The following is a 26,328-nucleotide window of genomic DNA, read 5'->3' on the forward strand; positions in this document are numbered from 1 at the left end:
CGGGCGTCAGTAGTCCCAGCGGTAGACTTCCAGCTCCTTCACGTCATACCGGGTCGCGCCGCTCATGCTCAGGCCGAAGTACTGGTACGTCTGGTCCGACGTGAAGGAGTGGACGTGCGTGCCACCGCCCGCCCCCGTGCGGGTGGCGAGCGTCACCCAGGAACTCATGCCCGGCGTCCAGCCCATCAGCGTGTAGCCGGGGGGCACGAAGCTGCCCCATTTCACGACGACGCGGCGCACGGCCTCCGCCCGGCCCAGGTTGACGTTGAGCCACACCGTGTCCGAGGTGTTGGCGTGGTACGCCGAGCGCCATGCGCTGCGATAGTTCTCCAGGTGGTAGGCGCCATTGCCGTCCACGGCGGCGCTGGGGGCGCTGATGCCCGTGTTCTCCGAGTCGCTCGCGCTGGCCGCCATGCCGAAGGCAAGGTTGGGGTTGGAGTCCAGATCGAGTGAGCTGCCGAGGTCGTTCACGACTTCGAAGTCGACGATGAGGTTTTCCGTCTCCGGCTTCGTGCTGCCCAGCACCTGTTTCACGCCCGGGGTGACGTCAATCCAGCACCCCAGGGGCTTGTAGGGGGATGCCGCGCGGCCTCCCAGCGCGGCGTCACTGAGGATGCTGTCGGCGGGCCCGGAGTCCTGGAGCGTGGTGAGGACGCTGCGGCCGTAGCCCGCGTGCCCCGGGTGGCGGTTGGTGATGCGAACCTGCGTGCCCCACTTCAGCGAACGCGTGCTGCTGGTGCGCAGGTCCGACTGGGCCGCGGTGACGCCAGCCAGGTTGACGATGGTGTTGTTGGCGGCGTTGTAGCCGTAGTCCAGGGGGAGCGCGACGTAGAGCGCGCTCCAGGAGATGGTCTTCCCACTGGCGCCGGTGCCGCCCCAGAAACTGGAGGCATAGGCGCGGCGCTTGCCGGTGAACTGCGCGTTGGCGGTGCCGCAGAGGAGCATCGCAAGCACGAGCGTCCAGATGGGCAGGCTGCCGCGGGACAGGGATGGGAGCATGGAGCGAAGCCTCTCGAGGGAAGGGACGCGGCGAGCTTCGGAGCCATTCGGTGCGGGTGTCAAAAACCCGGGTAGACGGTGGCGGACCAGGCCTGGACGCCGAAGCGTGCAGCGGCTGGAACGCAGTTGCGTCCTCCCGTGACGCAGCAACGCCCCGCTTCCGGATGAAAACGTGCGCCCGCCCCTGGAGGTCGTTGGGTGCGCGAATTGCAGTGAGTCTCGGCTGGGGCTTCTCCCTGAGAAAGAGACATCAATGCCAAGCACGAGCGCTTCTGGAACCTGGGTGCAGTTCTTCGACATGTGGGGCTACCAGCACGCCTACATCAACTTCACGGGCGCCCAGAACGTCTCGGACTTGGATGACTACAAGTTCACGCTGTTTGGCTCCAGCTCCCCAGGCAGCGCCAAGGTGGGGGACCACATCGAGTCGCTGGTGACCGGCCCCCAGACCTGGCTCATCGTCTACGAGGATAAGGACTACAACAAAAAGCACCCGAGCAAGACAAAGCTGTATTTTGGCCCCAACACGCTCGTGTCCAACTTGGAAGGCGAGTACCGCTTCAATGACAACATCGACAGCTTCCAGATGTTCAGCGCCCAGCCCGCGGACTGGCCCGGTGCGTCCGCGGCACGGAATGGGGCCATCACCCAGTTGGCGATTGTCGAAGAAAAAGCGCTCTTCGCCACCATCTCGAGCGATCTGGAGTCGCTGGTGGGGGCACTCCTCAACCTCATCCCGGACATCGGAGGGTTCCTCAGCAGCCTGATGGGCATTTTCTGGCCCTCCACCACCAACCCCAACCTCATCTGGGAAGCCATCCAGCGGTACATCGTCAAGGCCGTGTACCTCGGCGTTGAGTCATCGGTGATGAGCTCCGTTGAGAACGAGTTCCGGGGCATCCTCAACGCCATCAAGCTGTATCAAAACGACCGGCTCTACAATGAGTACGACGGCCTGTGTCAGCTCATCGCGGACCGAGCCCCGTATTTCACCTACAACGCCAACTACCCCGCGTCGCAGTACCCCTCGCAGAAGCTGCCCTATAGCTCCGCCTATTTCACGATCGCGCTGGCCGTCTACAGCGCGCGCTGGCGTTACTTCGACCAGATCTACGCCTCGGCGCCTTGGTATCCGACAGAGGGGCACGCGAAGCGCGAGTCCTTCAGGTTGGCGCTGGATTCCATGCTGGAGCAGGCCACGGCCGCGCTGAAAGTGATGGCGAAGCAAGCCTTCAACGAGCAGAAGGCCTGGGCGGAGTCGAAGGCGGAGAACCAGCACCGCGAGCGGGAGGCGTTCCTCTATACTCAACAGTTCGCCGTCAATACGCTGGGGTGGTTGGCGCCCTCCTTCATGTGGCCATGCTTCGGCTCCACCGGCCAGCTCCCCGTCCAGAGCGTCATTCACGCACTGACGGGGCCCTACGGTGGCGCGGAGAACATCTCGGGAGGGGGCCGTGCGAAGGACGCCGCCGCCAATGGTCAGAACATCTCCCGCGTCCTCCTTCGCACGGGCAGCCGGGTGGATGGTCTCCAAATCTGGATCGACGGCTCCGAGCAACCCATGCGGGGTACCGCCGGTGGAACCAATGTCTGTGACGTCACCTTCGCGGAAGGAGAGTATGTCGTCGCGGCCTTCGGGTATGGCGGCACCCTCGACGCCGGCTCGCTCAATCAACTCTACCTCCGCACCAACCTGGGGAGGCAGTTCGGCGGAGGCGCTCCGGGGAGCACCCGGTTTCAGTCGCTGGCGCCCCAGGGCGTCGATGCCCGCCTGTCGGGTTTCACCAGCGCGCTCCAGCCCAATACCCTCAACAGCATCTCCTTGATCTGGCGCTTCGAAACACCCACCACGCCCGGGTTCGACCCTATCGCGTGGCTGGACCTCCCTTGGCTCACCGACAGGTAGCGACAGCCCGGCCGACCGTCCTCCTGGTGCCATCGCCTTCGAATGAGGCCTGGGAGGTCGGCGTGAGTTGCCGCTGCTGGACACGCTTCGAAAATGGGGCCTCTGAACGCGAGGGGGCCCCATGAAGAAGCCTCCAACGCGCGAACGGCGTGTCCTATCGCCGGCCGCGTCTCACGACGAGCGATAGCGCGAGCAGGGCCATGGGGAACAGCGCGGACGGACCACCCTGACAGCCGCAGCCAGACTCCGGCTCCGAAGGGTTTTCCAGCGAGCCTCCATCCACAGAGCCCGCGTCCCCGGCCGGAACTCCCGAGTCCGCCGTTGGATTTCCACCGTCCGTGCCCGTGCTTCCCCCATCCACGCCAGGGTGGGAGCCGCCATCCACCTCACCGGGCCCACCTGCGTCCGTCGCGCCCGCATCCGTCGCTCCCGCATCGAGAGGCCCCGCGTCCGCCTCTCCCGCATCCGCCTCTCCAGCGTCCGCCTCCCCCGCGTCCGCCGCTCCCGCGTCGGGAGTCCCCGCGTCCACGGGCCTGCACTCGCCCTGCTGGCAGGTCCCTCCCGTGCACTCCGTGCCATCCTCCACGGGAGTGGAGGCGCAGTTGCCCGTCTCCGTGCAGATGGGCAGGTGGCATTCATCCGGCGCCACACAGTCATTCGCATCCTGACACTGCGCGCAGACGAAGCCCTCGGTCTGACTCACACAGTACGGCGTCGATGCACCGCACGGAGAGCACGACTCCCCACAGAAGAGCGACGAATCACAGGGAGCGCACAAGGCCGCCGCGTTGCAGCGGTAGCCCGTCTCGCATCCCCCATTCCCTGGCGCGTTGGCGAACTGACGGTTGCATTGGGCGCACTCGGTGGGAGTTGGGAACGAGGGCTGCCCCGATTCCGTCTGATGGAACATCCCGGGCGTGACGAGCACGAAGCCCTCGGCAGCCAGATTGATGATGGGCGGCATGGTCGCTGCCCTCTCGAAGTCCGTGAAGACGCCGTCGTAGACCGACATCTCGAGCGCGGCGTGCTCCCCGACGTTCGTGTGGAGCACCTCCACGCCGTAGAGTCCCGACTGCGCGAAGTGGACCGTGTTGGTGGCGCGCCACGTCGGTACGCCGAGCCTCGACGGACGGTTGATGACCGGGTAGCTCGTCTGGTCGCGGTCGAAGAGCGCCAGGCTCACCGAGTCGTCGGCGTAGAGCCCGAAGTGCAGGGGCCTGTCGACCATGTCTCTCGTGACCGCGATGAAGCCACGCAGGCGGGTCGCGAAGGATGTGACGGCATCGCCGTAGCCGAAGTCACACCCGCCGACGGGGCAGCCCGCGACAGCCCCGGTGAAGTCCCCGTAGCTCAGCGTCCTCCCGTCATTGAGATTGTTGGACAGGTCCAAGGGCGTCCGCAGCACCGAAGTGACGCGGTTGCCCCGGTTCGCCTCCATGAAGGCATTGATACCAGCGATATAGGTCGACTGAGCCTGGGGGAAGTCAGCCGCGGGATTCCGCGAGACGCTCGTCGCGACGCAGAGGCCCGCCCCCGTCGTCTCGGGAAGGGGCGCCACGGGAGGTCCACTCACCATGACGGCCTGAGCGCTGGCGGTGCGAGGAATGGACAATCCACACAACAAGAGCATGAGGATGCGGAGCAATCGCATCCGCGCGTATTACTCCTGGCAGCCGGACTCCGACAAGAACGGCCGGATACCTCCGGCAGCAGGCCAACGGCAACACCTAAACTACGAGCGCACCGGCTTCAGGCAGTAGAGCGTGGTGCGCTCGCGAGAGCGCGCCATGTGCAGCGGGTCTGACGTGTCCTTCGCTTTTGAATGCCGCGCCGGGGTCGACCGGGCCCACTGCACCGATAGGCCGCACCGTTCGAACTCCGCTTCGAGCCACCCGGGTGGGCGCAGGCCGAGCAGCACCGCGAGGTCCGACAGGAGCAGCAGGCCCACTCCCCCAGGAGCAAGCGAAGCGGAGAGTCCTTCGAGAAAGCGCCGCAGGAACTGGCTGTCCTCGTCGAACACCGCGCGGTCCACCCGGTTCTTGGGCGGTTCGGGAATCCAGGGTGGGTTGCACACCACGAGGTCCGCCGTGCCCTTCGGGAACAAGTCGGCCTCGGCCACCTGGAAACGATTGCCGAGCCCGAGCCGCTCCGCGTTCTCCCGGGAACAGGCCACGGCGCGAGAGTCACAATCAGTCGCCTGCACGGACGCCGCGCCCCGCTGGAGGAGGATGAATGAGAGCACGCCGGTCCCAGTGCCGATGTCGAACACGCGCTTGCCCTTCACCTCCGTGAAGGAGTTCAGCAACTCCACGTAATCCGTGCGGGTCGGAAGGTAGACGCCGTAGTGCGGGTGAAGCAGCCCAGTGAGGCCAGGAACAGCGAGACCCTTGCGACGCCACTCCGCCGCCCCGAGCATGCCGAGGAGTTGCTTGAGCGGGACCACGGTGGTGTCCGTCGTTGAAGCCCCCCATACCTGCTGACATGCCAGTGAAGTGTCCGGTGCCCGCGCGAGCCCGAGCCGGTAATCGCGGTCGAGAGACACCACGATGCGCGACAGCGTCTCGTGTTCGAGCTGCCGGGCCCGCCGCTCGGCGCGGAATGCTTCCAGCGGCGAGCGCGCCTTCGCTGGCCGCGGCAGCCGCCGGCTCAGCGCGCCGAGGAGCTGCTTCGCGTTGTGGAAGTCACCGGAGTACAGCAGGAACTCGCCTCGGCGCACCCGCTTGAGCGCCGTATCCGCGCTGAGTCGGTCATTCACGGGAGACAGCCGAGCAGGCGCGGGTTCCGAGCTCTCTGAGTGCCGGTGAAGGCGGAGTCCTGCGGCGGCGCGGACGGAGAGGTGGAGGGGTTCGGCCCCTCGGGCGAGGCATCGGTTCGGGGAGCGCGAGGCATGGGGATGGGGTAGCACGTCCACGCGCTCCCGTCGCGTGTGGGAAACCACCGGCGCTCACCGCGCCCTTAGCGCTTCTGGCGGCGACGCGGTCGTCCTGACGCACGGCGCTTCGAGCCACCGGCAGGCGGGCCGTGTCTGAAACGTTGTGCGCCGGAACGCTGCTCCGGGGCGGGGGCCGGCTGCGGCGGCCTTCGCTCTCGCCTCCCGCCGCCGTCGCCCTGTGATGGGCGCTTCGAACGCTTCGAACCGCCCGCTTGCATCGAGCCACTGAGCGCCTGGGTTGCGTCTTTCGCCACGCCTTCGGGCCCGACCGTGCCCTTCACGGCGTCTCGCACGGGTCCACCAGGCCCGAGTGCCTGGTCGGCCACGCGGTTCACCGTCCCGCCGGGTTCCAACGCCCCCTTCGCCGCCCCGCCCACGTCCTGGACGGCCTCGGACACCGCTCCGCCAGGCTTCAGGCTCTCATGGGCGGCTTCCCCCACCTCGCCTATCGCATGCCCCACGGGCCGAAGCAGGCTGGCGAGCAGTTCGGGGTTGCTGTCGAGTGTCTGGAGCGCACGGTCCAGGATTTCATAGACACGCTGGAGCCGGACCTTGAGCAGCGCCTGGGCCTCCACGCCTTTGATGGTCAGCTTGACCCGTTCGATGCCCACGTCAGCGCCCACATCGAGTCGCACGAGATTGGCCAGCTCGGCATGCAGTGAGACACGTGCACGCACGTTCTCCACGTCGAGCGTTATCTCATCCACCTTCACCGTCGGGACGTCGAGCAGCACGTCGGGCACGATTTCGATGGGCCCTTCGTCGACGCCCGCCTGCGCGAGCGCATGCCGTGTGTCCTCTCGCGTGGCTCCGCCTTCCCGCTGTGAAGGCCGCTCCTCGGGATTGTCCTGCTCCGTCTTGTTCGCGGACTTCGTTCCCCGGAATCGCCATGCCCCCCATCCTGTCTTTGCCACGTTCGACCTCCTCCCTCTGCCAAGGGTGAGGAGCGGACGACGGGCCTGACACCCGGCGAGGCCAAGGGCCTCGTCCCATTGGCCTCAGTCCCTCGAAAGGCACTGCCGGCAGGCCGCAAGGCTTCTCACGCAGGCAGCCAGGGCCCCCACGGGAGCAGGACACGCCCGCCTTGCCACAGCCTCCCGAGCAACGCGTCTCCAGATTGAAAGGGAGCTGTTGGCCCATGCCCCAGGGAGTTCCCCATGCCGGTACGTCGACCACCGCAATCAAGTCACGCGCGTTTCCAGAGCGAGCCATTGAACGACCAGGAATCCGAGCTGAACGATGACGTCGCCATTGCCGCACGTGCCCGGGGCGAATCGCTCGTCGTGCATGCAATCCATGGCGTTCATGTTCGCACCTGGTCGTCGCCTGGCGTCGAGAGCGTCCACACCTCACACCGGACAGGCGTACCGGCCCCTCTCACGACAGGGCACTACGGGCCCTTCGAAGCAGCCATGCATGTGGGAACACGGTTTCAGGAGCCTTCAGCGCCCCCACCGTCCGGCAGGGCCCAGCCCCCTCGGAAGCGCTCCGGGCGGCGACGCGGCTGAACCGCCATCGGTAGCCAGGGCGGGCGCCCCCGTCCCCCACCCGCCCGGCAATCACCCACCCTTTCGGTCCACCCGCTCCAACTTGCGCCGCGGAGGACCTTCCTCGGGCTTGGGCCGTAACGAGGCCAGCTGCTCGACCGCCGCGTCCGCCGCCATGTGCCGTACGGTCGCCAGGACGTCTTCGAATCGCCCCGATGCGTCCAAGCGGTCGGCCAGGTCCCGCGCCTTTCCCGCCGCACGTGTATACGCGCGACGCTCCAGCGCCGAGGCCGGCAAGAGGGAAGCCGACAGGAAGCCCAGGGCCAGGACCCCAAGTCCCGCCCCCACGGGATGCTGTCGCATCGTCTGCGCTGTCCACGTCTGGGATCCCACCGCGCGGGAGCGCGCATCGCCTCGCGAGGGAAACTTCTCTCGGAGACTCCCGGCAACCGCCCGGCCCTTGTCGCGGACCGTCCGCAACGGCGCCAGCCCCCCTTGCGTCTGACCTGGAGCGCCGCCGTTCCGTCCCTCGCGCGCAGCCGTCTTGTTCGCGCTACGTCTCATGACTCAGCCTCCCCTTCCACATCGCCAGCACCGCTGGCGCGAAACATCCGCCCCGCGAGCAGGCCTGCCCCCAGAAGTCCCGTGAGCAACACTCCCGGGCGCTGCCGCACGAACTGTCCCGTGCGGTCCAGGAATGCCTCGACGGATTGCGCATCCAGCCGCGAGGAGGCGCCGCGGAACATGCGCTCTCCCGTCTCCAGCATGCGTTGCGATGCCGGGCTCGGTGCACGCCGGGTGGCGGTGCTCAACCCCTCTGCCATGTCCGCCAGCACCGACACGAGCAAGCCCCGCTGGAAGTCCAGGCGCTCCTTCACCCGGCCCCGCGCGTATCCCGTGACCTGTTCGAGCTGCTTCTGCGCAGCTTCCATCCTGGGTGATGCGTGTCGCGCTGGGCCGCGCGAGCGCTTCCTCTCCTTTGTCTTCGTCGAGGCCATGATGTGCGTCCTCCTGACACCGAAGGTAGACACCTCCGCGTCACGTCCGGGCAACCAGACCACTCACGGCGTGGTCGTTCGCACGCACGTTCCGTGGGTACCTTGCGGACATGGCCGTCGCCACGTTGATTCATCAGGAGGCGAACATGAAGCCAGAGCAGGAGAAGGCGCTTCACGAAGAGGCAGTGGCAACGGTGGACCGCGTAGTGCTCAAGCACCCGGAGCTGAAAAAAGAGCTGGAGCAGGTAGAGGGCTATGCCGTCTTCCCCTCGCTGGGCAGGGCATCGCTGGTCCTCGGCGGCTCGTACGGCCACGGCGAAGTCTTCGAGAAGGGCAAGCCGATTGGCTTCGCCACGCTGAGCCAGTTGACCCTCGGAGTCCAGGTGGGCGGACAGACCCTGAGCGAGCTCATCTTCTTCCATGACCGTGATGCCATTGAAGCGTTCAAGGGAGGAAAGGCGGCCTTCGCCGCCAACGCGTCCGCCGTGCTCGTGAAGGCGGCGGCGTCCGGAACCATCAACTATGCGAAGTGCGTTGCTCACGCCTACTCACGTGGCGGCATGCTGCTCGAGATCTCCCTGGGCGGACAGAAGTTCACGTTCATTCCGCGTTCGTCGGACGCATCGGAGCGAGGGAACGGAGGCCTGGTGCAGCGCTTCCGCAGGCAGGATGCCTCCGAGGAGAGCGGGGCCGATGACACCGGGCAGCGTTCGCGGCTGCAAGCGTCGCAGCCCCCTCCTGCCCTGACCACGGGGCTGACGGCTGCCGCCCTGCTGCTCACCCGGATCCTCAAGGCGCAGGCCAGTGCTCGCCACGAATGAGGCGCCCATCCGAAGCAAACTGGCGATCCAAGGCCAGCGTCTGTTGAAGCTCGCGCGGAAGGAGCTGGACGTACACCGCAGACTGCATGGTGACGCACGGGCGGCATTGCACCGGCTGGAGGCCCGCTCACCGGAGCTGGCTCAGGCGAGGGCTCGGGCCTACGCCTATGCCGTCTTCCCTTCGCTAGGCCAGGGGAGCGCCGTGCTCGGAGGCACCTGGGGGATGGGCGAGGTCTTCCGTCGGGAGCGGCTGGTCGGATACGCGGCGCTGGTCCAGCTGACCGTGGGAGTTCAGCTGGGTGGACAGACATCTTCGGAGGTCGTCCTCTTCGAGGACCAGGAGGCTTTCCAACGCTTCAAGCATGGCGGGACGGGACTGGCACTCAACGCGGCCGCGACCCTGGTCAAAGCAGGCGCGGCGAAGGCGCGGGGCCCGGCTGGCAGCACGGCGGTCGCGCTGGCCACGGATGGAGGAATGTGGGCGGGCGCCGCGCTCGGCGCCCAGCGCGCCTTCGTCGTGCCGGCCGTCCTCACCCGCAGCAGTACATTGCGCCGGCTTCTCTTATCCATACCTTCTTTGACACGAGGAACGCCGGCCCCCAACGAGGGCGAAACGAGGGAGAGCGCGATGGCCAAGCCGCAGACGAGTAAATCCGGGGGAAAAAGGTTGGGCAAGTTCACCGCGGCCTGGAAGCGCCGCAAGGCCCAGGCCGAAGAGAAGACAGGTCCCCAGAAGGTGGCCGCGAACACACGCGAGGCCATGCAGCGGGTCAGCACCCGGGGGCGCGAGACACTGGAGCATCTGCGAGACCGGGTCCCCAGTGGAGACAGACTCCGTGAGCGAGCAGGCAAGGCACGCACCTGGGCAGCCGACCAACTGGGTGAACACGCGGTGGCCATCGGACTGACCACGCTGGCAGCAGGCGTCGCGGGAGCGGCGCTGCTCCCCGTGTCGGACCGGGAGCGCCGCGCGTTGAGCTCCGTGTCCCACAAGGTGCAGGGACTGACCCATTCTCTTGGAGCCGCCCCCAGGTTGCGCGGCTGACCCGGTCTGTGAGCCACGCGGTGGCACGCGTCCGCCGCGGTGACGGCGCTGCCACGGAGGAGGAGAAACCCCGCGCCCCTCGCCCCAAGAAGGTCGCGGCGACGCGTGGCAAGAAAGCCGCGGGGAGGCCAGCGGCGGCCGCCAAGACATCGCGCCGCTCCCGGAAGGGCAGCCCTCCGCCCCAGGCCAGTAAGTAGGGACGCAGGCCGGAGCGCCCAACGGAACATCGCCTGTTCCCGCTGGGCGAAAGGTGAAATCGGACGGGGCGTTCGTGGAGGGATTGGCCACGAATGTCCGCGTCCGCATTCACCCGGCCACACAGTCAGGAAGCTGGCCCCACGGCATCTCGCTAGACGCCTCCGCGGCCTGAATCAGGCGCCGTGCAGGCCCTCGGCCATGCACGCCCCGCTGGCGCCTGAAAGGATTTCAAGGGCGGCGCGTTGGCCTGACAAGAGCGCTCCCTCCATCCAGCCGGACATGGGCGAGGTTTGGTCTCCGGCGAAGTGGACCCTGCCTTCGCGCGTTGCGAGCGCACGTCCCCACTGTGTGAGCTGCCTCGGCCGGAACCACGCAAAGGCCCCCCGAGCCCAAGGGTCCAGATCCCATGCGTAGGAGGTTCCGCACTGCACTTCGGAGGACAGCTCCGGCGCGAACTGGCTCAGGCCCCGCATAGCCATGGCAATGCGCTCCTCCTCGGAGAGAAGGCCCGCCGCGCGGGCGCACGGGCCCACGCGATACGCTTCGAGGATGCCTGACGGCGGAGGTTGTGTCGGAGCGGCGTCGAGGACATGCATGATGGGGAGGTCCGTCAGCCACCCACTCGACCACCCCCACTCTGTCCAGAGGCGGCGCCGGTATTGAATGAAGGTGCGCACGACGGACGTATGCTCGAGCTCGCGAATCGCCCGCAGCTTGTCCGCCGAGAAAGCAGGGACGAGCTCAACGCCACGAAGGACCGAGAACGGAATGGCGCACACGAGCCGCTCCGCTGTGAACGTTCTGTGTTCTCCCGTGCTGTCGCGGCAGTACACGCGGACGGTCCCCTGTTCCTGCTCGATGCGCTTCGCAGCCCATCCGAGCTGAATCCTTCCACCGAGCGCTTCCGCCAGGGCGACGGGAAGCCGGTCACTTCCGCCCCTCAAGGTGTAGGCGCTCGAGCCGCCTCTGCCGACCGTCAGCAACTCCCGTCGAAGTACCCCAAGCGCCGAGCTCGCGTCGATGCCATCACCCACGAGGTCAAACCGTCCCAGGCTCACCGCGTCAATGGCCGCTGAAGAAGCGCCCCGTTCCGCGAGGGCCTCACGAAGGGTCAGGCCATCGAGGTAGGTCGCGCCTGGACCGGGCCAGGACTCATGGAAGGGGTCGCCGACAGCCTCCACGAGGGGAGACACGTACCTCCGATAGAGGCCAGAAAGGCCGAGCTGCTGCTCATCCGCCCTCAGGACATGCGGGAGGCCCGTGTCATCACCGAAGGGGGCCAGGATGCGACGTCCCCGAAGATGGAAGGGCCGCAAGGCCGACGTGTGCGGAACTGGCAGCGGGTCGAGCTCCAGGCCGAGCCTCCTCGCCAAGCCGAGGACCGTCGAGTGCCCGCTGAGGACATACTTCGCGCCCGCCTCGGCGTACATTCCGTCCACGAACGGCTGCCGCAGGGTCAGGACCCGGCCACCAACTCGAGAGCGCGCCTCGAGCACGACGACGTCCCGGCCTGCGAGGACAAGCGCATGCGCTGCCGCCAGTCCTGCGAGGCCCGCGCCCAGAATGATGACGCGGTCGCTCATTCGAGACGTCGCCTCGCGCCTTCGGTGGGACTCATGCCAGCGGAAGCAGGTACGGATTCAGCAGCCCTCGCCTGAGCTTGAGCGGCGATGAGGGCGGCTTGGGATTTCGCGGGGGAAGGCGGCGCGGCAGCAGCCCACTCCCGAGGCGTAACAGGCTCGGACAGAACGCCAGAGGCTGCGTCCCAAGGACCAGCGCCTGGCAAGTCCGGAACGGAGAGGCCGCCGCCAGTGTGAGATTGATGACCAGGGTGCGCAGCCCATGCTGTCGGAACCTCGTGACGAGCTCCCCCGCCGTGTCGGGGACTCGAACACGAGGGAGCGCCACCGGGGGGCCTTCCAGGAGCAGGTCGACAGCGCTCCGCATCGCGGGGTTCAAGTAGAGCAACGTGATGTCGAGGAGGGAGTCGATTAGCCAGTAGTTCTCCAGGACCGGGGGCCGCCGGAGCGCCTCGAAATCAATCGCAAGCTCCCGACGAAGGGCCACCGCCTCCGTCAACATTCGCATTTCACGGAGCGCTCGGTGCACGGCCACTGCCGGGTCTCCCGCGGCTGCGGCAGCGAGGAGCGTCCCTCCTTTGGGGAACGCCCCCTCTCCTGTCGCCTCGGCGATGAGTGCGATGACGTGAAGGCCGGCGCGACCGGGCAGGTACGAGAAGTGGAGAGTCCAGCACGAACCCTTGAAATGACGCGACACCCCCTCATCAATGTCGAGCGTAGCCATGTCGAGGCGCCGCGCCCCTTGACCGCGGTACCAGGCGAGCTGGAGCGCATCGCGCTCTACCACCTCCAGGAGAGCGGACCGCAACGCGGCGTCATCGCTCGTATGTGTCGCGACGCCATTGGATGAGGCACACAAAAAGCGCGGGCCCACGAGCCGTTCGGAAGTCGTGAAGGCTGCAGGAACGAGCAATTGCTCACCGGTCTCCGCATCCGTGGCCCTGACCCAATCCAGTGGCGTGTCCTGGGTGACTGGCGCGTAGGGAAACCCCGGACTTGCGTACTGCTCGGGCGTGTAGAGGTCCCAATCACGCATGGGCAGGAAAGGTTGCTCGAGCGCACGCGCCGGAGTCGCGCAGATGTCAGGCACACGAAGGAGGGACGAGGCACGCTCGATGGCCTCTGCTCGCGCGGTCAGCCTCCGCTCCTCCAGGGATGCTCCGACGCCCACCTGGGCCAGGAAATGTCCTGACACCACGGGACGACCTCGTTCCCGAAGACGCAGGGTGGCGGCTCCCCAGCTCAGGGTGACAATGGGAGGAGCCCCCCGCCTGCCACGGACCGTGGCTTCGCGCGTCGCGATTCCCACGCGACCCAGCGCGGCACCGGCCATCCGCGAGCCATCCAGCTTGCCGATGTGGTTCGCCGCGCCCCGGTTCGCGGAGCACGCGCATCCCGCCGCGGGCCGGGACCGGATGCGTCTGGTGCCTGGCCGCCCGTAGGCGCCCTCTGTCCAGGCACGCGCATCGAGGGAATGCGGCTTCATGGCTTTCCGGAGCGCCGTCAGATCGGCTGTCCCCAGCGCAATCACGGCGCGGCGCGGGAGCGCATTCGCCACTGCGGCGGCCTCATCGGGCGCATCCGCGCTCTGAACCTCCCAGAGCAGACCACAGGCGATACACACACCACTGCCAGCGCTTCGCCAATGTGTGGCGCTCAGCTGGATGAGTGCTCCGCTGTTCTCGGAAAGGTCGGCCGTGCGAAGAGGTCCCAGTCGCAGCCTGCCGGTGATTCCCAATTCCTTGCGGAGGGTTTGCTCGTCCATCCAACGTGGCGAACCTCGCCCCAGCGCCCCTTCCTCTTCGAGCCGCGCTCCGAGCTCCCTGGCGCCGGTAGGGTCGACGCCCGCCTTCACCAGCGCGCGGACGACCGCGGCGCTCCCTCCGCGGCGAACGTCTCCGAGGATGGAGACGAGAAGAGCAAAGGGGAGGCCCCGTATCTCCATCAGCGCCCTGCGGGTCTGAAGGATGGAGCTCCCCCTCGCCATTTCGAGGAGCACGACACCTGATTGAACGCCCATGTCGTGCCCAGGACGCCGCTACTTCGAAATGTGGGAAATGCTGGACACGTTGGTTTCAAAGGCCTTGAGCGCGGATACCTTCAGAACGCGCACCGTGACCTTGAGAGTCTTTGCACGCTTCATACGAGCAGGCTTCTTCATGTTCGGCCTCCCTTGGTGAGCGAGAAGTGTCTCTTCAAGCCAGACTCCGAGTCAACGACATGACAGGGCACTTTCGACCGTGATGGGAATTTCCGTGGCCCACACAGGAGATGGGCCTACCTGTCAGAGCGCAACACCAGGAGATCTGACAATCCATTTCCGTGTCGAGCTGACCTCAAGTCAGTCCGCATCCGTGCAGCCCTCAACCAGGCGCTACGTCGCTTTGGATTCCGCATGTTCGGGCACCACCGCCTTGAGTGACTGGCTTCCGGCGCTGCTTCCACGAAGCGAACCCTCGATGAACACGGGACGATATGTCCGCGCCGGGCCCTTCGTTCTGAGAGGGCCAGCCCCTTCCCATTCAGGGGGCGTGTCACATCCCGTCTCGAGCGCACATGAAGGGCCCCGAATGTCCAAGCTTGGTCTTTCGTTCATCATATTGTTCGCATGCAAGTCCGCATTCGCATCTCCACTTCCGCGGATTGAAACTGAAGCGGAATCGCTCGCGTCAACGCCAACACCGTTCGCGGCGCTACGTGAGTTCGTGACCGAAGACATCTATCACTACCGATTCGACATTCGTGTCGGCACTGCACCAAACGCCATCGTGCGGGTCCATCGCGTGGTCCGAGAGCGCGCGCCGTGGCGGCCACGGTCGCCCGCCCACGCGATGATGTTGCTTCACGGAGACTTCGCCAACTTCGTCACGAACTTCGTGCCGACACTCGGCAATCCCGCGTCATCGTCGCCGGGGCTCGCTCCGTACCTGGCGGCCCGAGACATCGACGTCTGGGGCGTTGACCGTCGCTGGACGCTGCCCTCCGCCAACGGAGACATCTCCGACCTGGGCGAGATGGGCGTTGCCCAGGAGCTCGGAGACATCACCGTCGCGCTCACCTTCGCACGGGCGGCACGGCTCAGCAGCGACCGTGACAAGGGCCGAATCGTGCTCGGCGGATTCTCGCATGGCGGGGAGCTGGCCTACGCGTATGCCGCCGCCAACGGCCGCCACGTGTCGGCGGTCGCCGTGCTCGACGCCTACTACGACATCGCGCCCGAGCACGCGGAACTGCGCGAGCTGGCGTGCGCCAATGCCGCCGCGGGACGTGAGGCGCTTGCGCAAGGCGTGACCGACATTGACAACAGCTTCTTCATCACGTTGGGCGCGCTGGCCCGGAGCGCGCCCCAGGCGCAGTCTCCCGTGTTTTCGAGCTACACCAACCGCGGTGCACTGCTCGCGATGAATGGCCTGACCTACCTTCTCGCGCCGTACACGCCGCTGTACCACTTGAGCGCGCCCATCCTCGACGCCAACGGCGACGTCACGGCATTGCGCGAGTCGCCCGAGGACAGCGTGAGCGCGTGGTTCGCCAGCGCGCCGCCGCACCAGTCGCTGCGTGAGACCGTGGAACTCGACGAAATCTGGTGCGGGACGACTCCAAGGCCCGAGCTCTCGAACATCCGCGTCCCATTGTTCTACCTCGGTGCCGCTGGCGCATTCGGTGACTACGGGTTGTATTCGACGACCCGGGTGTCATCGACGGATGTCACGGCGCTCGTCGTCCGCCGCTTCGGTCCGGAGCGAGTGGCCGAGGACTTCGGCCATGGCGACCTCTTGTACGCGGCGGATGCACCGACGCTCGCGTGGCAACCGCTCGCGACGTGGTTGCTGAGCCATTGAGGAGGAGCATCTCCGTTCGTGGCCCCACGCATCCAGCAGCCGCACCAAGAGGCCGCAAGAAGAAGGCGCTCGGCTCGCGCGCGTGGCAGTGGGAGCCCTTCGCATCGGACGAAGGGCTCCATCACCTGAAGTGCCGTTGGGATTACGGCCCGTCCAGCACAGCCAACATGCGCGGCAGCACGTCGAAGAACGCGTAGTTCCAGCAACTGAAGTTGTGCCCGCCGTCACAACCGAAGGGCTTCTGGCCCGGCGCGGGGCGGCCATACATCTCGTAGTGGTGCGGCACGCCCGCGGCATTCAGCGCATGGTGGAACCGGTCCGTGGACGCCCCCGGGACGCGTTCGAGCACATCCCCATCCCAGATGCCCGACCCCGCGTACAAGGCGACGGCCACGCCCCGCAGAGACGCCGCACGCGGAATGGGGTTGTTCATGTTCCAGGCCTGGTCGAAGGGCCAGAAGGGAGAACCGAACGCCCCATCCGGGTTCTGCAGCCACCGTGTCCCCTCCTCCGTGATGGTGGCGCGGATGGCGGCGTCACCCAGGTCCAGGGCCCCCGAGAAACTGGCCGCATAGGCAAAGAGGTCGGGGCGGCGCGCGGCGTAGCTGATGGCCCCGAAGCCGCCCATGGACAGCCCCGCGATAGCCCGGCCCCGCTTGTACGCCAGCGTGCGAAGGTTCTGGTCCACCCACGGAATGAGCTGGTTGAGGTGGAACTCCTCCCACGCCTGATTCACCCCGCGAGGGAAGACCCAGTTCGTGTACCAACCGACCTTGCCGCCATCCGGCATGATGGTGATGACGGGCATGTTCTCGGTAATCGCATACGCCGCACCGAACTCCACCCACTGAGCCGAGTTCGCGCCTCCTCCCCCGTGCAACAGGTAGACCGTGGGGTATCGCACGCCCGGGTTGTTGTAATACCCCGTCGGCAGGAGCACCCGAACGTGGTGGCGAGGGTCATAGACCGCGTGAGGCGCGATCAGCGGCGTGGAGATTTCCACGTCGATGAGCCTATCCGTGATGTGCCGCACCGCATGAACCGTGATGCCATGCCCCGAATAGAAGTTCGGCGCGAGCGAGGCATCGGATGCCTCCGCACTGCCTGGTACTCCGAGGAACAGGGCGACGAACAAGACTCCCACGAGTCTGCGTGCGGCACGGGCGGGAGACTCGCATCGTTCAAGAGCGGTGCTGGAAACAAAGACGTCCTGGGGCAGCAATCTGCGCATCCTCTGACCTCGGAGAGTAGGTGGAGCGACAACGGCTCTTCATCCGCCAATGACAGGTGCGACGCTAAGGGGCGTATCTGGCCATGGCAACGCACACGTTGGAGCGACCGCATCATTCCCTGGCGAGGGCCGCTGAGGCTGTGTCTTTTCCACGACTATGGACGCGAGCTGTCCATTAATTGCATTCCGTGGCGACTCACTTCATCCCGGAAGGCCCCACCCTCGAATGACGGAGGCCTCGAACGGGACACAGCCGCGCCCTCGCCCAAATCGTCCTCCTCCACGCAACTCCGTGCGCAGATGGAGGATAATTCGCACAAAGGCATGAAGGAACGCACCTCATGCTTCAGACCAGGGGGGGGTCTACATCATGGGTACCATCACGAGGGTAACGACGACGTTGTTGAAGCAAGGCGCACGAGGAGTGTCCCGCTCCGGCGGCCACGGGGCACCCACCCGCGTGCTGACGCAAGTCGCCCATCACTCCACCAAGGCACCAAGCCCGTCTCAAATTGCGAGCGAGACGCGGGCGCGGAACAACAGCCTGGACCTGATGAGCGACATCATGGATGCCATGGATCGCCGTGATGGCGGCAACAACGCTGCCACGCCTCGTATCAAGCCGGATGTTCCGCTGTCGCGCCGTGAGAACTTCGCGTTCGACGCCATCCAACCGGGGTACGGAACATCGAAGTCCGCCATCGACAAGCACGGCAAGCTCCAGCCCGCGGGCGACAGCGTCACCACCAGCGCCTCCGACCACGTCGATGGCGAAAAGTCCATCAAGGCGAAGACGCCGTACACGTCATTCAGCGGTCCGCCGGTGGGCGTGGACGGCACGGCCACGGGGCCCCTGGTCGACAACCCGCTCTACGGCAAGGACCGCATCGTCACCAACCCGGCCAAGGCCCCCAAGAGCGGTGTGGTGCTCGACCAGTTCGACATCCAGCGCGACCTCCGGACGAGCACCAGGCCCGGCTTCGACGAGACCGCGGTGCTGCGCTCCGAGCCACGCCCGCAACCCCTCTGGCAGCCCACACCCGAAGAGCGCGCCATCATGCCCCAAGTCGGTGTGGACCCCGAGAAGCCCTCGTTCACGTTTCGCGAACGCGCGATGGTGAACTCGGCGCGGGACAAGGAGTACCTGGTCAAGGGCACCATCCACGAGTTCGACTTCTTCCAGGGCCAACCAGACGGCTCGCTCAAGCCCCTCTCGAAGCAAGAGGTGATTGACGAAGCCAGGAAGAAGTCCTGAGCCACCGCGCATCGTCCCATCACCGTGCCAGGAGAACCCCGACCCTCGCGGCGCCGTATTGCGCCGCGAGGGCGGTGAGTCCGCCAGCTCATGATGTCATTCAGCGAGCGACAGCGTCGGTCCCGGCTACCTCATGACACAGACGCCCGACGAGCAGGTCTTCGCCGCCGGACAGACAACGCCGCAGGCGCCGCAGTTGTTCACGTCCGACGATACATCCACGCACTGCGCGCCACACTGCACCCGGGGAGCCGGACAGGAGCCACCCTCGCACTCATAGCCACCCGGTGTGTTGACACACACCTGGCTGGGATTGCACGCGGCAGTCCCGTTCGAGCACTCGTCGATGTCACTGCACGTCCAACCATTTCCCCAGTAGCCCGGCTTGCAGGTGCAGGTGTAGCTTCCCGGCGTGTTCGTGCAAATCGCATTCACCGAACACTGCGCAGTGCCATTCGTGCATTCATTGACGTCCGTGCAGACACTGGGCTGCATGCCATTGCAGGTGTACCCCGGCTCCACCCGGCAGGTGCTGCTACAGCCATCCGACGAAACCCGGTTGCCGTCGTCACACTGCTCCCCATTGTTGATACGGCCATCGCCACACACGGCGCTCGCACCACCGCCCGTATCCTCCACCGCGTCCAAGCCGTACAACGAGGCAACCCCACCGCGCAGCCTCACGTAGCGATACGGCGTGGAGTTGCTGAATGGCACCAGCGTGGAGTGGGTCCCGAGCCCCAGGTCCAGCAGGTTCGCCTGTCCCGTGCTGATGATGCTCATGTCCCCACGAAGGAATTCCACCTGGGCGATGACCGCCAGCGAAAGGCCCTGGTAGTAGACGCGCAGCGGCCCTGTGCCCTCTTCGCCCAGGCCCATGTCCAGAACCATGGAACCGCCCAGGAGCCCCAGGAACGTCGCGGCGTTCCCATCCGGTGCGCCCACGGCGTTGTTCGGATTGAGGACGGCAATGACACCGCTTTGGATGACTGCGTTGGCATAACGGTCACCGCCCATCGCCGACACCGAGTCCGATGACGACTCGCCGTCCACCGGTGCCTCTTCGGAAACAACGGATTCGTCCTCCAACTCAGAACCGCACGCGCTCATCATGCCGAACGCCAGGGCCGCACTCAGCATTCGCCACAGGGGGGCCACTCGACTGACCTTCATTGTCTTGCTCCAATCCGCTTGGACTTGGGGATGGCGGTCCGGCGTGAGGACTGTCACGCCGGATAACCGCCACAACAATGAACGCACGAATTCCATTTTCAGCTTTAAAGGCACGCACTTCGAATCCAGAACGCGTGTGCCATTGGACAGCTTTTTCTCCAGGTATCGCCGCGTCGACCGCAAGGCGACACCCACCCTGGACACGAAGGCTGCGACTCCTGTCCCAGCATGAGGAAGCCTTCTCGATTCTTGGGAGTGAAGAGAAAAGACAGCGGTGGCGCGCCCCCTCAATCCCAACCGCGAAGCTGGACGCGGACCCGCCGCACGAGCAGTTCCCACTCCTGACGCTTCAACGTCGTCAGGACGCGCCCGCCAATGAGTGTGAGCCCGGTGAGCGTCATCACCAGGAAGCCGATGCGGTGGTCCCTCAGCCCAGCGTCGAGCAGCGTGGCCGCGACGTCCAGCGTGAGGAACAGGGTCCCCAACGCCAGGTAGGCGCGAATCTGGAACACCATGCCCGCCACCACGCCGAGCAGACACACCCCGCCGAAGACGAGCGCATACGTGCCGTCGGGAGACTGGCCCACCTGGACCGCGATGCGCGCCGCCGCGGGCACATACAGCAACAAGCCCCCGAGGATTCGCACCGTGTTGCGCGCGGCGTGCGGCAGGCTCTCCGCGAAGAGCTGGCCCAGCATCAACAACAGCAAACCCATGGGCGCCAGGTAGATTTCCAAACCCTCCAGGCCAAAGGCCAGCGCGGAGATGAGCAGCGCGAAGTTGCACGCGGCCGCGGCGAACGCACCGAACAGCCGGCTGCGCTCCACCGCGCCCAGCGTCGCGTACAGGAGTCCGGAGCCCCCGCGAGCAGTGCCGCCTCCTGCGTCGCCTCGCCTGGCAGCACCAGCGCCATGCCCACGGGCAGCAGTGCCGCGAAGCGCCGGGTGGCCGCCTCCACGGGCTGCACGCCCGCCCGCCGGGCCAGCACCGTCACGCCCACCAGGATGAAGCCCAGGACCAGCGCGAAGAATGCGTCGTGCTCGGCGCGCAGGCCCGGTGCATACAGATTGCGCACCAGGGCGTAGACGCCGACCACCGCTGTCTGCACGAAGTAGACGTGCCGGCCGGTGTGCTGGATCCAAGCGCAGTGCAACGCCACCAACACCAGGATGCCAATGGAGGCGATGGCCAGCGGAAGAGCGCCGTCGGAGGCGGCGCCCCCCACCGCCAGGGCCGCGAGCATCAGCCCACTCACCACGAACCCTGTGTCGCGCCCCCACGACAGGCCGCCCGCGACGTCCGGTCGACGCCTCCGCACCCACTCCTGGGCGGCATGGAGGGCCAGCACGCCCACAGAGGCGGCCAGGGACAGGGCCGCGCCATGGAGGATGAAGAGCGCGCCATAACGCAGCCACGGGCCGACCAGACTCGCGCGAATCGACAGGAAGGCCATGAGTGAGGCGACGAATGTGCCGCCCACCACCCAGGCCCCCAGCGTCGCGACGAGCGAGGCGAGCGTGCCCTTCCACTGGAAAGCCGCCACGAGCACCGACGCGGCGACGAGCGCCAGTGTTAGAGGCAACGCGGGAGAGACCATCCAGCTCCCGCCCATGTTCAGCAGCATCTCCCACAGGAGGTTGAGCGCGGCGAGCGTCGACGACGGCGTCCCATTCGTCGCCAACGCGTACACGAGCGCTGCCAACAGATAGATGGCGCTGGCCTGGTGGATGCGCATGCGAGCGGCGCTCTCGGACAAGCCCCTGCGCCGGACGATCCACGGCCCCAGCGTCACCACCGTCAGCCCCACCAGCGCGAGCACCGGGCCGGGCCACACCTCGAAGACGTCCTCACGGTGCGCCAACGCGTGGACCAGCAGGAGGACGCTCGCGCCGAGCACACCACGCCCCTGCGCCCTGGCCCCTCCGAGGAACAGCACCAGACCGGCGATGCAGACCAGGCCTGCCGCCGTGAGCCCGGGCTGGAAGAGGGCCGCGACGAAGACCACGCCCACACTGATGACCGAATGGCGCTGCAACAGGCGCTGGAAGGAATCGGGCAGCCCCCGGAGCGAGGCAACGGCATAGACGAGCCCCACGGCGGCGATGCCCGCGAAAGCCCGCTGCCACAGCAGGAACACCGTGTCTCCTGGTGCGAGCCACGCGTCCTGATCGAGCCAGTGCAGGGACTCGGCGCCGATGCGCACCCACCTGCCCTCGGACGACCACGCGTGCGTGAGTCTGGGCCCGAGCAGCGACTGCCTCGCGGCCCAGAGCGCCGCACCGGGCAGCCCGAGCCAGAGCCCCACGCTCGCGAGCCGCACCGAGCGCGCGGACACGGAGAGCAGCAACATCAACACCGCGGGCCCCAGCAACATCAGGGGCGGAATGAGAGCCAGCGCACGGGACGGCCGGGGCAGGCCGACGAGGAGCGCGCCTTTCAGCAGCACACATGCCAGGACGGCCACGCCGAGATGGGGAACCCAGTGGTAGAGCTTGCCGTGACGAGGCTTCTCCAGAAGCCCGGCGACCCAGGGCCCGAAGCGCCGTGTCGCCAGCGCGACGCCCCAGAGCGCGATGCCGATGAGCGAGGTCCGCAGAGCCGTGACGTCCGGCGGCGACGGCCGACCCGCGCGGTTGAGCAGAGCGGTAAGCGCGATGAGCGCGCCCAGCGACGCGAGCGTCACCACCGAGCCGCGCAGGTGCCAGGCCTCGAATCCGCGCGACACGAAGGCCACCAGCGCGACCACGAGGAGCAGACCAGCCGCGAGCAGGCACGTGACGCGCTCGGCATCCGTGGGCCTGGCCAGCCACCCGGCCAGCGTGAGCGCGGCGATGACCGTCTGCACCAGCGCCGCCGTGGCGAAACCATCCGTGAAGAGCGGCAGCCCCCGCGCACCGAGCGGCAGCCTGAAGAGGTCGAACATCCTCCGGCCCTCGCGCCCGGCAGCGGTGTCCGCGGCATCCAGCGGAGTGCGGCCACGCAGCGCGGAGAAGGCAGCGAAGCCGAGCGCCAATGACGCGGCGACCAGGGCGGCTCGCGGGGATGCGAAGTCGGAGACGGTGCCCATCACCTGGGAGACCGCGAGCGCGAGCCCCGAGGCCGCGAGGAACCCGACGAGCCTGCTGCCATCCCGCCGGACACGCAGCAGCAACCAGGCCGTGACCACGGCCGTGGGAAGCGCGGAGAGCACACTGGCTGACAGCCCCGTGGCTGACACGAGCAGGCTCGGAGCGCTCGGAGAGGAATCCACGGCCAGGAGGACTCCCGCCGCGGCCAGGCTGAGGGCGAGGTCATCCAGGGGCAGCAGCCCGTCCCTTCGCGACACAGGCTGCGCCCACGCGCCCTGCACGAGCCCCGCGACACCGTAGAGTCCACTCACGAGCGCGAAGACCGCCAGCCGGCCCCAGCTTCCTCCAACGCCGGGGTCCCCTCGACGAAGGCGAGCACACCGAAGACAAGGCCCACGCCGCCCAGGTAGTGCAGGCCCCGCCAGCGCCAGCCGCCAGCAACGTGCGCGGCCCCAGCGATGACCAGCCCCGTCAGCACCTGGGGCCACGGCGAGGTGGCGCTGCCCACCTGGCGCACCAGGGGCATTGCCACCAGCGACCCAAGGATGGTCCAGGCGAGCAGGCGGATACGCAGTCCCGGAAAGGCACTCCAACGCGCCAGGAGCATCAAGCCCGCGGTCGCCACCGTGCCGCCGAATACCCACCAGCCCGGCTCCGTCGGCGCCTGCGTGCGAGCGAACAAGACTCCAGCGAGGAGCGTCGTCATCACCATGAGGTGGACCAGGGCCCGCCGCCGTGGCTCCAGCAGGAAGAAGACACCCGCCGCGATAAGTGGCGCGAGCGCCGAGGCCAAGTCGACCTGGAAGTCCCCTCCGGGCTCGCTGGAGAACGCGCCCAGCGCGCCCACGACCGCGCCACTGGCGAGCACCGCGTAGGCCACAATCTCCAGCACCGGACTCACGCGCGGATGGGCGTCGCGCGCGGCGTCAGTGGTCGCGGCCACGGCGATGACGGTGGCCAATGCCTGAGCCCACAGCGTGAGGCCCGCGAACAGGGCGCTACCTGGCTCCAGGGCGTCGAAGCCCGACGGCGCGCTCACCACACAGAAGACGGCGAGCCAAAGCGCGCCATAGATCGCGGCGCTCGCGCTGACGAGCGCCGTGTTTCCCTCCGCCGCCTTCCGTGCGCGCCATACCGTGGCGGTCAGGGCCATGACACCCACGGACGCACAGAGCGTGCGCAGCCAGGGCGCGTCCTCGAGCGCCATCAGTGGAAGCCCCGCGAGCAGGGAGGGCAGAAGCGCCAACCCCAGGGCCGCGGCGGAAGTGCCATGCAGCAGACGTCCCGCCGACCTCAGCGGCACCATGCCCAGCGCGGCGGCGCCAAGCGCCACCGCGGCACCGAGCCCAGGTGACAGGGCGAACAGCGACGACAGCGCGATGAAGGCGACGGGGAGCAACGCGAGGCCAATGCCCGAGAGCACGCGCCCCACCGGCATGGAGCGCCGGGACAGGAACACACCGAGCCCGATGAAGCCCGCGTGGTATCCCCACAGAGCGCCCGTGACGAGGAGCTGGCGCGGAACGCCGCCGAGTGCCTGCCAGGCCTCGCGCACACCCATGAGTGAGCCGCCCAGCACCAGCATCGCGCCAAGGAACCACCAGATGAACTCCTGGAACCGGGGCGCGCTCTCCGGCCGTGCATCGAGCGCCACGACGGCCTCGAGCCCTCCACTGAACGGGCCTGATGCATCCCTGTCGAAGAACGTCTGCCCGGAATCCAGCGCCGCGCCCAGGTCGTCATCCCCCGCCTCCGAGTCAGGCCGGAGCCCTCGACGCTTGCGCGCTCTCTGCTCCCGCTCCGCCTTCGCGGCTTCGTCCAACGAGCGCGCCAGCGCGGCGCCCCAGCCCCAGAGCCGCCATTCTCCCCCGTCGCGAAGCGAGGTCGCGACACCATCGGACCAGGCTTCCGCGCGGGTCGCCGCGTCCGCGGAAGGGACAGCGACCGCTTCGAAGAAGTCCTGGGCGGGGACCTGCTCACCCGCCTCTGCCTTCGGCGTTTCGGGGTGACGGTCGTCCGTGCCAGGCACGAGGGACTCGGCGAGCCGGGTCGCGGTGACGACGTCGATGAGCGCGCTGGCCTGCCAGCCTTCGATGTGACGGCGCAGGGTCTCCCTGACGAGTGCGTCGAGATTCGGCTCGGTGGCGGGCACGAGCGGGGCACCGCACTCCTGACACATGGCCCCCAAGGCCACGTCACGGAGCCGAGCGCAGGCTTGGCAGATCATGATGCGGCAGCATAGCCCCAGTCCCGCGAGACCTGCTTGACGCACGTCGATGCCGTGGCTGTCTCACTTCCGCGGAAAGTGGCCCATCACCTGGTCCCTCGCGGCGACAGGCGGTGCCGCGAGGGACCAGGTCCCATCAGCACATGACGCCCTCTACGGACCACCGGGGTACGTGAAGGACACGACGTGCGTCGGGTGCTCCGGGGAGCATTCTGCCCCCAGGTCGGCGCTGGTGGCGGCGCTCCAGACAATCAGGTCCGGCCGCCCGAGCCACCTCACTGTGACGGTGTACGAGACGGGATTCTCAGCGCTGGGCGGCGGAGAAAAACCCGCCGCCTTGAAGCAGACGTCGTACTGGCCAGCCGGCGGGGGCGCACCAGCGTTCCAGATGACCCGCTCCGGCCCCCACCCGGCTGACGCAATCCGGTCCAGCGCCCCATAGTCCGTTTCAATGCCGGGCCCCCGGTTGCCGCCGTGGATGAGCTTCCCCGAGGGAGTCCGGACGACGAGGTCCCCATCACCCGCGCGCGCCCACGACGTGGCGATTTGCAGCTTGATGCCATCCGCCACACAAGCGCTCTCCAAGCAGGTCTGCCCAGCGTCACAAACATTTCCACAGGCGCCGCAGTTGGACGCATCCGACGACACATCCACACACTGCGAGCCGCACTGCACCGTGGGCGACTGGCAGGCACCGGCCACGCAGGTGTAGGCACCGGATTCGTTGACGTCGGTGCAGACACTGGGCTGCGTGCCGGAGCAGGTGTAGCCCGGCTCCACCTGGCAGCTGGCACCGCAGCCATCTCCCGATATCAGATTGCCATCATCACACTGCTCCTCCGTATCCACCTGGCCATTGCCGCAAAAGACACCCCTCCAAAGCCCATGTCCTCCACGGCATCCACGCTGTACAGGGCGGCCAGCCCACCGCGCAGCCGCACGTACCGGTAGGGCGTCGCGCTGCTGAAAGGCACCAGCGCGGAGTGCGTCCCGATGCCCAGGTCCAGGAGGGTCGCCTGCCCCGTGCTGATGAGGATCAGGTCCTCCCGAAGGAAGTCCACCTGGGCAATCACCGACAGCGACAGCCCCCGGTAGTAGATGCGCAGGGGGCCCGTGCCCGCCTCCCCCTCGCCCATGTCCAGCAGCAGTGAGCCTCCCAGGAGGCCCAAGAAGCTTGCAACATTCCCATCAGGCGCACCCACCGCGTTTCCCGGGTTGATGACGGCGATGACACCACTCTGGACGACCAGGTTGGCGTAGGGGTCAGGCGCCAACACCGACACCTTCGAGGACGACCCGACCTCCGTCAAAGCCTCTCCGGCAACAAGGGACTCCTCCTCCACCTGAGGCCCACACGCGGCCAACATTCCGAACGCCAAGGCCATGCGCATCCATCGCCACTCGCGGGCCAGTCGACGAACATCCATTATCTGCTCCATTCCACGTGAATTGGGGGATGGCGGCACGGCACGAGGACAATCACAACGAAGCGCCGCCAATCCATAGCAATGCACGAGGCGCCGGCGTGGCCTCAAACACATGCGCGCTGACCTTGAGACACGCATT

The 26,328-nt window shown here is 67.2% G+C and carries 19 protein-coding genes; 5 read left to right on the forward strand and 14 right to left on the reverse strand.

Features of this window, described 5'->3' with window-relative positions; all coding sequences use genetic code 11:
• Positions 1-6 precede the first annotated feature (6 nt).
• Positions 7-999, reverse strand: a complete 993-nt coding sequence (locus tag QEG98_RS26355) for a discoidin domain-containing protein (protein WP_316563235.1) — start codon at positions 997-999, stop codon at positions 7-9.
• A 253-nt stretch (positions 1,000-1,252) separates the two neighbouring features.
• On the opposite strand from QEG98_RS26355, the gene QEG98_RS26360 reads away from it, so the two are divergent.
• Positions 1,253-2,905, forward strand: a complete 1,653-nt coding sequence (locus tag QEG98_RS26360) for a jacalin-like lectin (protein ID WP_316563236.1) — start codon at positions 1,253-1,255, stop codon at positions 2,903-2,905.
• Positions 2,906-3,059: 154 nt separating this feature from the next.
• Here QEG98_RS26360 and traA read toward each other — a convergent pair whose 3' ends face one another.
• The 4 genes from traA to QEG98_RS26380 form a co-directional block, all read right to left on the reverse strand.
• On the reverse strand, positions 3,060-4,556 hold the full coding sequence (traA, locus tag QEG98_RS26365; RefSeq protein ID WP_316563237.1) for an outer membrane exchange protein TraA family protein: 1,497 nt from the start codon (positions 4,554-4,556) through the stop codon (positions 3,060-3,062).
• Between the two features lie 81 nt (positions 4,557-4,637).
• Entirely contained in the window at positions 4,638-5,660 is a 1,023-nt protein-coding gene (locus tag QEG98_RS26370) for a class I SAM-dependent methyltransferase (RefSeq protein ID WP_316563238.1), read from the reverse strand.
• A gap of 200 nt (positions 5,661-5,860) precedes the next feature.
• Positions 5,861-6,751 carry a hypothetical protein gene (locus QEG98_RS26375; RefSeq protein ID WP_316563239.1) on the reverse strand — a complete coding sequence of 297 codons (891 nt, stop codon included), beginning with the start codon at positions 6,749-6,751 and terminating at the stop codon, positions 5,861-5,863.
• A gap of 1,133 nt (positions 6,752-7,884) precedes the next feature.
• Complete coding sequence (locus QEG98_RS26380; RefSeq protein ID WP_316563240.1) at positions 7,885-8,256, reverse strand: hypothetical protein; 372 nt, start codon at positions 8,254-8,256, stop codon at positions 7,885-7,887.
• A gap of 176 nt (positions 8,257-8,432) precedes the next feature.
• Between QEG98_RS26380 and QEG98_RS26385 the strand changes: the two genes are divergently transcribed.
• Positions 8,433-9,143 (forward strand): hypothetical protein, encoded by a 711-nt coding sequence (locus QEG98_RS26385; protein WP_316563241.1) that lies wholly within the window; start codon positions 8,433-8,435, stop codon positions 9,141-9,143.
• Between the two features lie 43 nt (positions 9,144-9,186).
• Complete coding sequence (locus QEG98_RS26390) at positions 9,187-10,188, forward strand: hypothetical protein (protein ID WP_316563242.1); 1,002 nt, start codon at positions 9,187-9,189, stop codon at positions 10,186-10,188.
• 371 nt (positions 10,189-10,559) lie between these two features.
• Here the strand turns inward: QEG98_RS26390 and QEG98_RS26395 are convergent, their stop codons facing one another.
• Positions 10,560-11,969 (reverse strand): NAD(P)/FAD-dependent oxidoreductase, encoded by a 1,410-nt coding sequence (locus QEG98_RS26395; RefSeq protein WP_316563243.1) that lies wholly within the window; start codon positions 11,967-11,969, stop codon positions 10,560-10,562.
• 31 nt (positions 11,970-12,000) lie between these two features.
• Positions 12,001-13,731 (reverse strand): YcaO-like family protein, encoded by a 1,731-nt coding sequence (locus tag QEG98_RS26400; protein WP_316563244.1) that lies wholly within the window; start codon positions 13,729-13,731, stop codon positions 12,001-12,003.
• A 1,066-nt stretch (positions 13,732-14,797) separates the two neighbouring features.
• On the opposite strand from QEG98_RS26400, the gene QEG98_RS26405 reads away from it, so the two are divergent.
• A complete protein-coding gene (locus tag QEG98_RS26405; RefSeq protein ID WP_316563245.1) occupies positions 14,798-15,808 on the forward strand; it encodes a hypothetical protein in 1,011 nt (336 codons plus the stop codon).
• Between the two features lie 142 nt (positions 15,809-15,950).
• Here QEG98_RS26405 and QEG98_RS26410 read toward each other — a convergent pair whose 3' ends face one another.
• Positions 15,951-16,952: an alpha/beta hydrolase gene (locus tag QEG98_RS26410; protein WP_316563246.1), complete on the reverse strand. Its 1,002-nt coding sequence runs from the start codon at positions 16,950-16,952 to the stop codon at positions 15,951-15,953.
• Positions 16,953-17,409: 457 nt separating this feature from the next.
• Between QEG98_RS26410 and QEG98_RS26415 the strand changes: the two genes are divergently transcribed.
• The gene (locus tag QEG98_RS26415) at positions 17,410-18,294 is read left to right on the forward strand and encodes a hypothetical protein (protein WP_316563247.1); all 885 of its coding nucleotides are present in this window, start codon (positions 17,410-17,412) and stop codon (positions 18,292-18,294) included.
• 126 nt (positions 18,295-18,420) lie between these two features.
• Here QEG98_RS26415 and QEG98_RS26420 read toward each other — a convergent pair whose 3' ends face one another.
• The 6 genes from QEG98_RS26420 to QEG98_RS26445 all read right to left on the reverse strand — a co-directional run bounded on the left by QEG98_RS26420 (position 18,421) and on the right by QEG98_RS26445 (position 26,189).
• Positions 18,421-19,467 (reverse strand): EGF domain-containing protein, encoded by a 1,047-nt coding sequence (locus QEG98_RS26420; protein WP_316563248.1) that lies wholly within the window; start codon positions 19,465-19,467, stop codon positions 18,421-18,423.
• Positions 19,468-19,754: 287 nt separating this feature from the next.
• Positions 19,755-20,183, reverse strand: coding sequence for a hypothetical protein (locus QEG98_RS26425; RefSeq protein ID WP_316563249.1), 429 nt, complete (start codon positions 20,181-20,183; stop codon positions 19,755-19,757).
• Complete coding sequence (locus QEG98_RS26430; protein WP_316563250.1) at positions 20,165-22,846, reverse strand: hypothetical protein; 2,682 nt, start codon at positions 22,844-22,846, stop codon at positions 20,165-20,167. The genes QEG98_RS26425 and QEG98_RS26430 overlap by 19 nt, the downstream gene beginning before the upstream one ends.
• Positions 22,843-24,687 carry a hypothetical protein gene (locus tag QEG98_RS26435; protein WP_316563251.1) on the reverse strand — a complete coding sequence of 615 codons (1,845 nt, stop codon included), beginning with the start codon at positions 24,685-24,687 and terminating at the stop codon, positions 22,843-22,845. The genes QEG98_RS26430 and QEG98_RS26435 overlap by 4 nt, the downstream gene beginning before the upstream one ends.
• A 228-nt stretch (positions 24,688-24,915) precedes the next feature.
• Complete coding sequence (locus tag QEG98_RS26440; protein ID WP_316563252.1) at positions 24,916-25,611, reverse strand: hypothetical protein; 696 nt, start codon at positions 25,609-25,611, stop codon at positions 24,916-24,918.
• A complete protein-coding gene (locus QEG98_RS26445) occupies positions 25,575-26,189 on the reverse strand; it encodes a hypothetical protein (RefSeq protein ID WP_316563253.1) in 615 nt (204 codons plus the stop codon). Before QEG98_RS26445 ends, QEG98_RS26440 begins: the two co-directional genes overlap by 37 nt.
• Positions 26,190-26,328: the final 139 nt, after the last annotated feature.

It is taken from the genome of Myxococcus sp. MxC21-1, assembly GCF_032612255.1.
In the GTDB taxonomy this organism is placed as follows: domain Bacteria; phylum Myxococcota; class Myxococcia; order Myxococcales; family Myxococcaceae; genus Myxococcus; species Myxococcus virescens.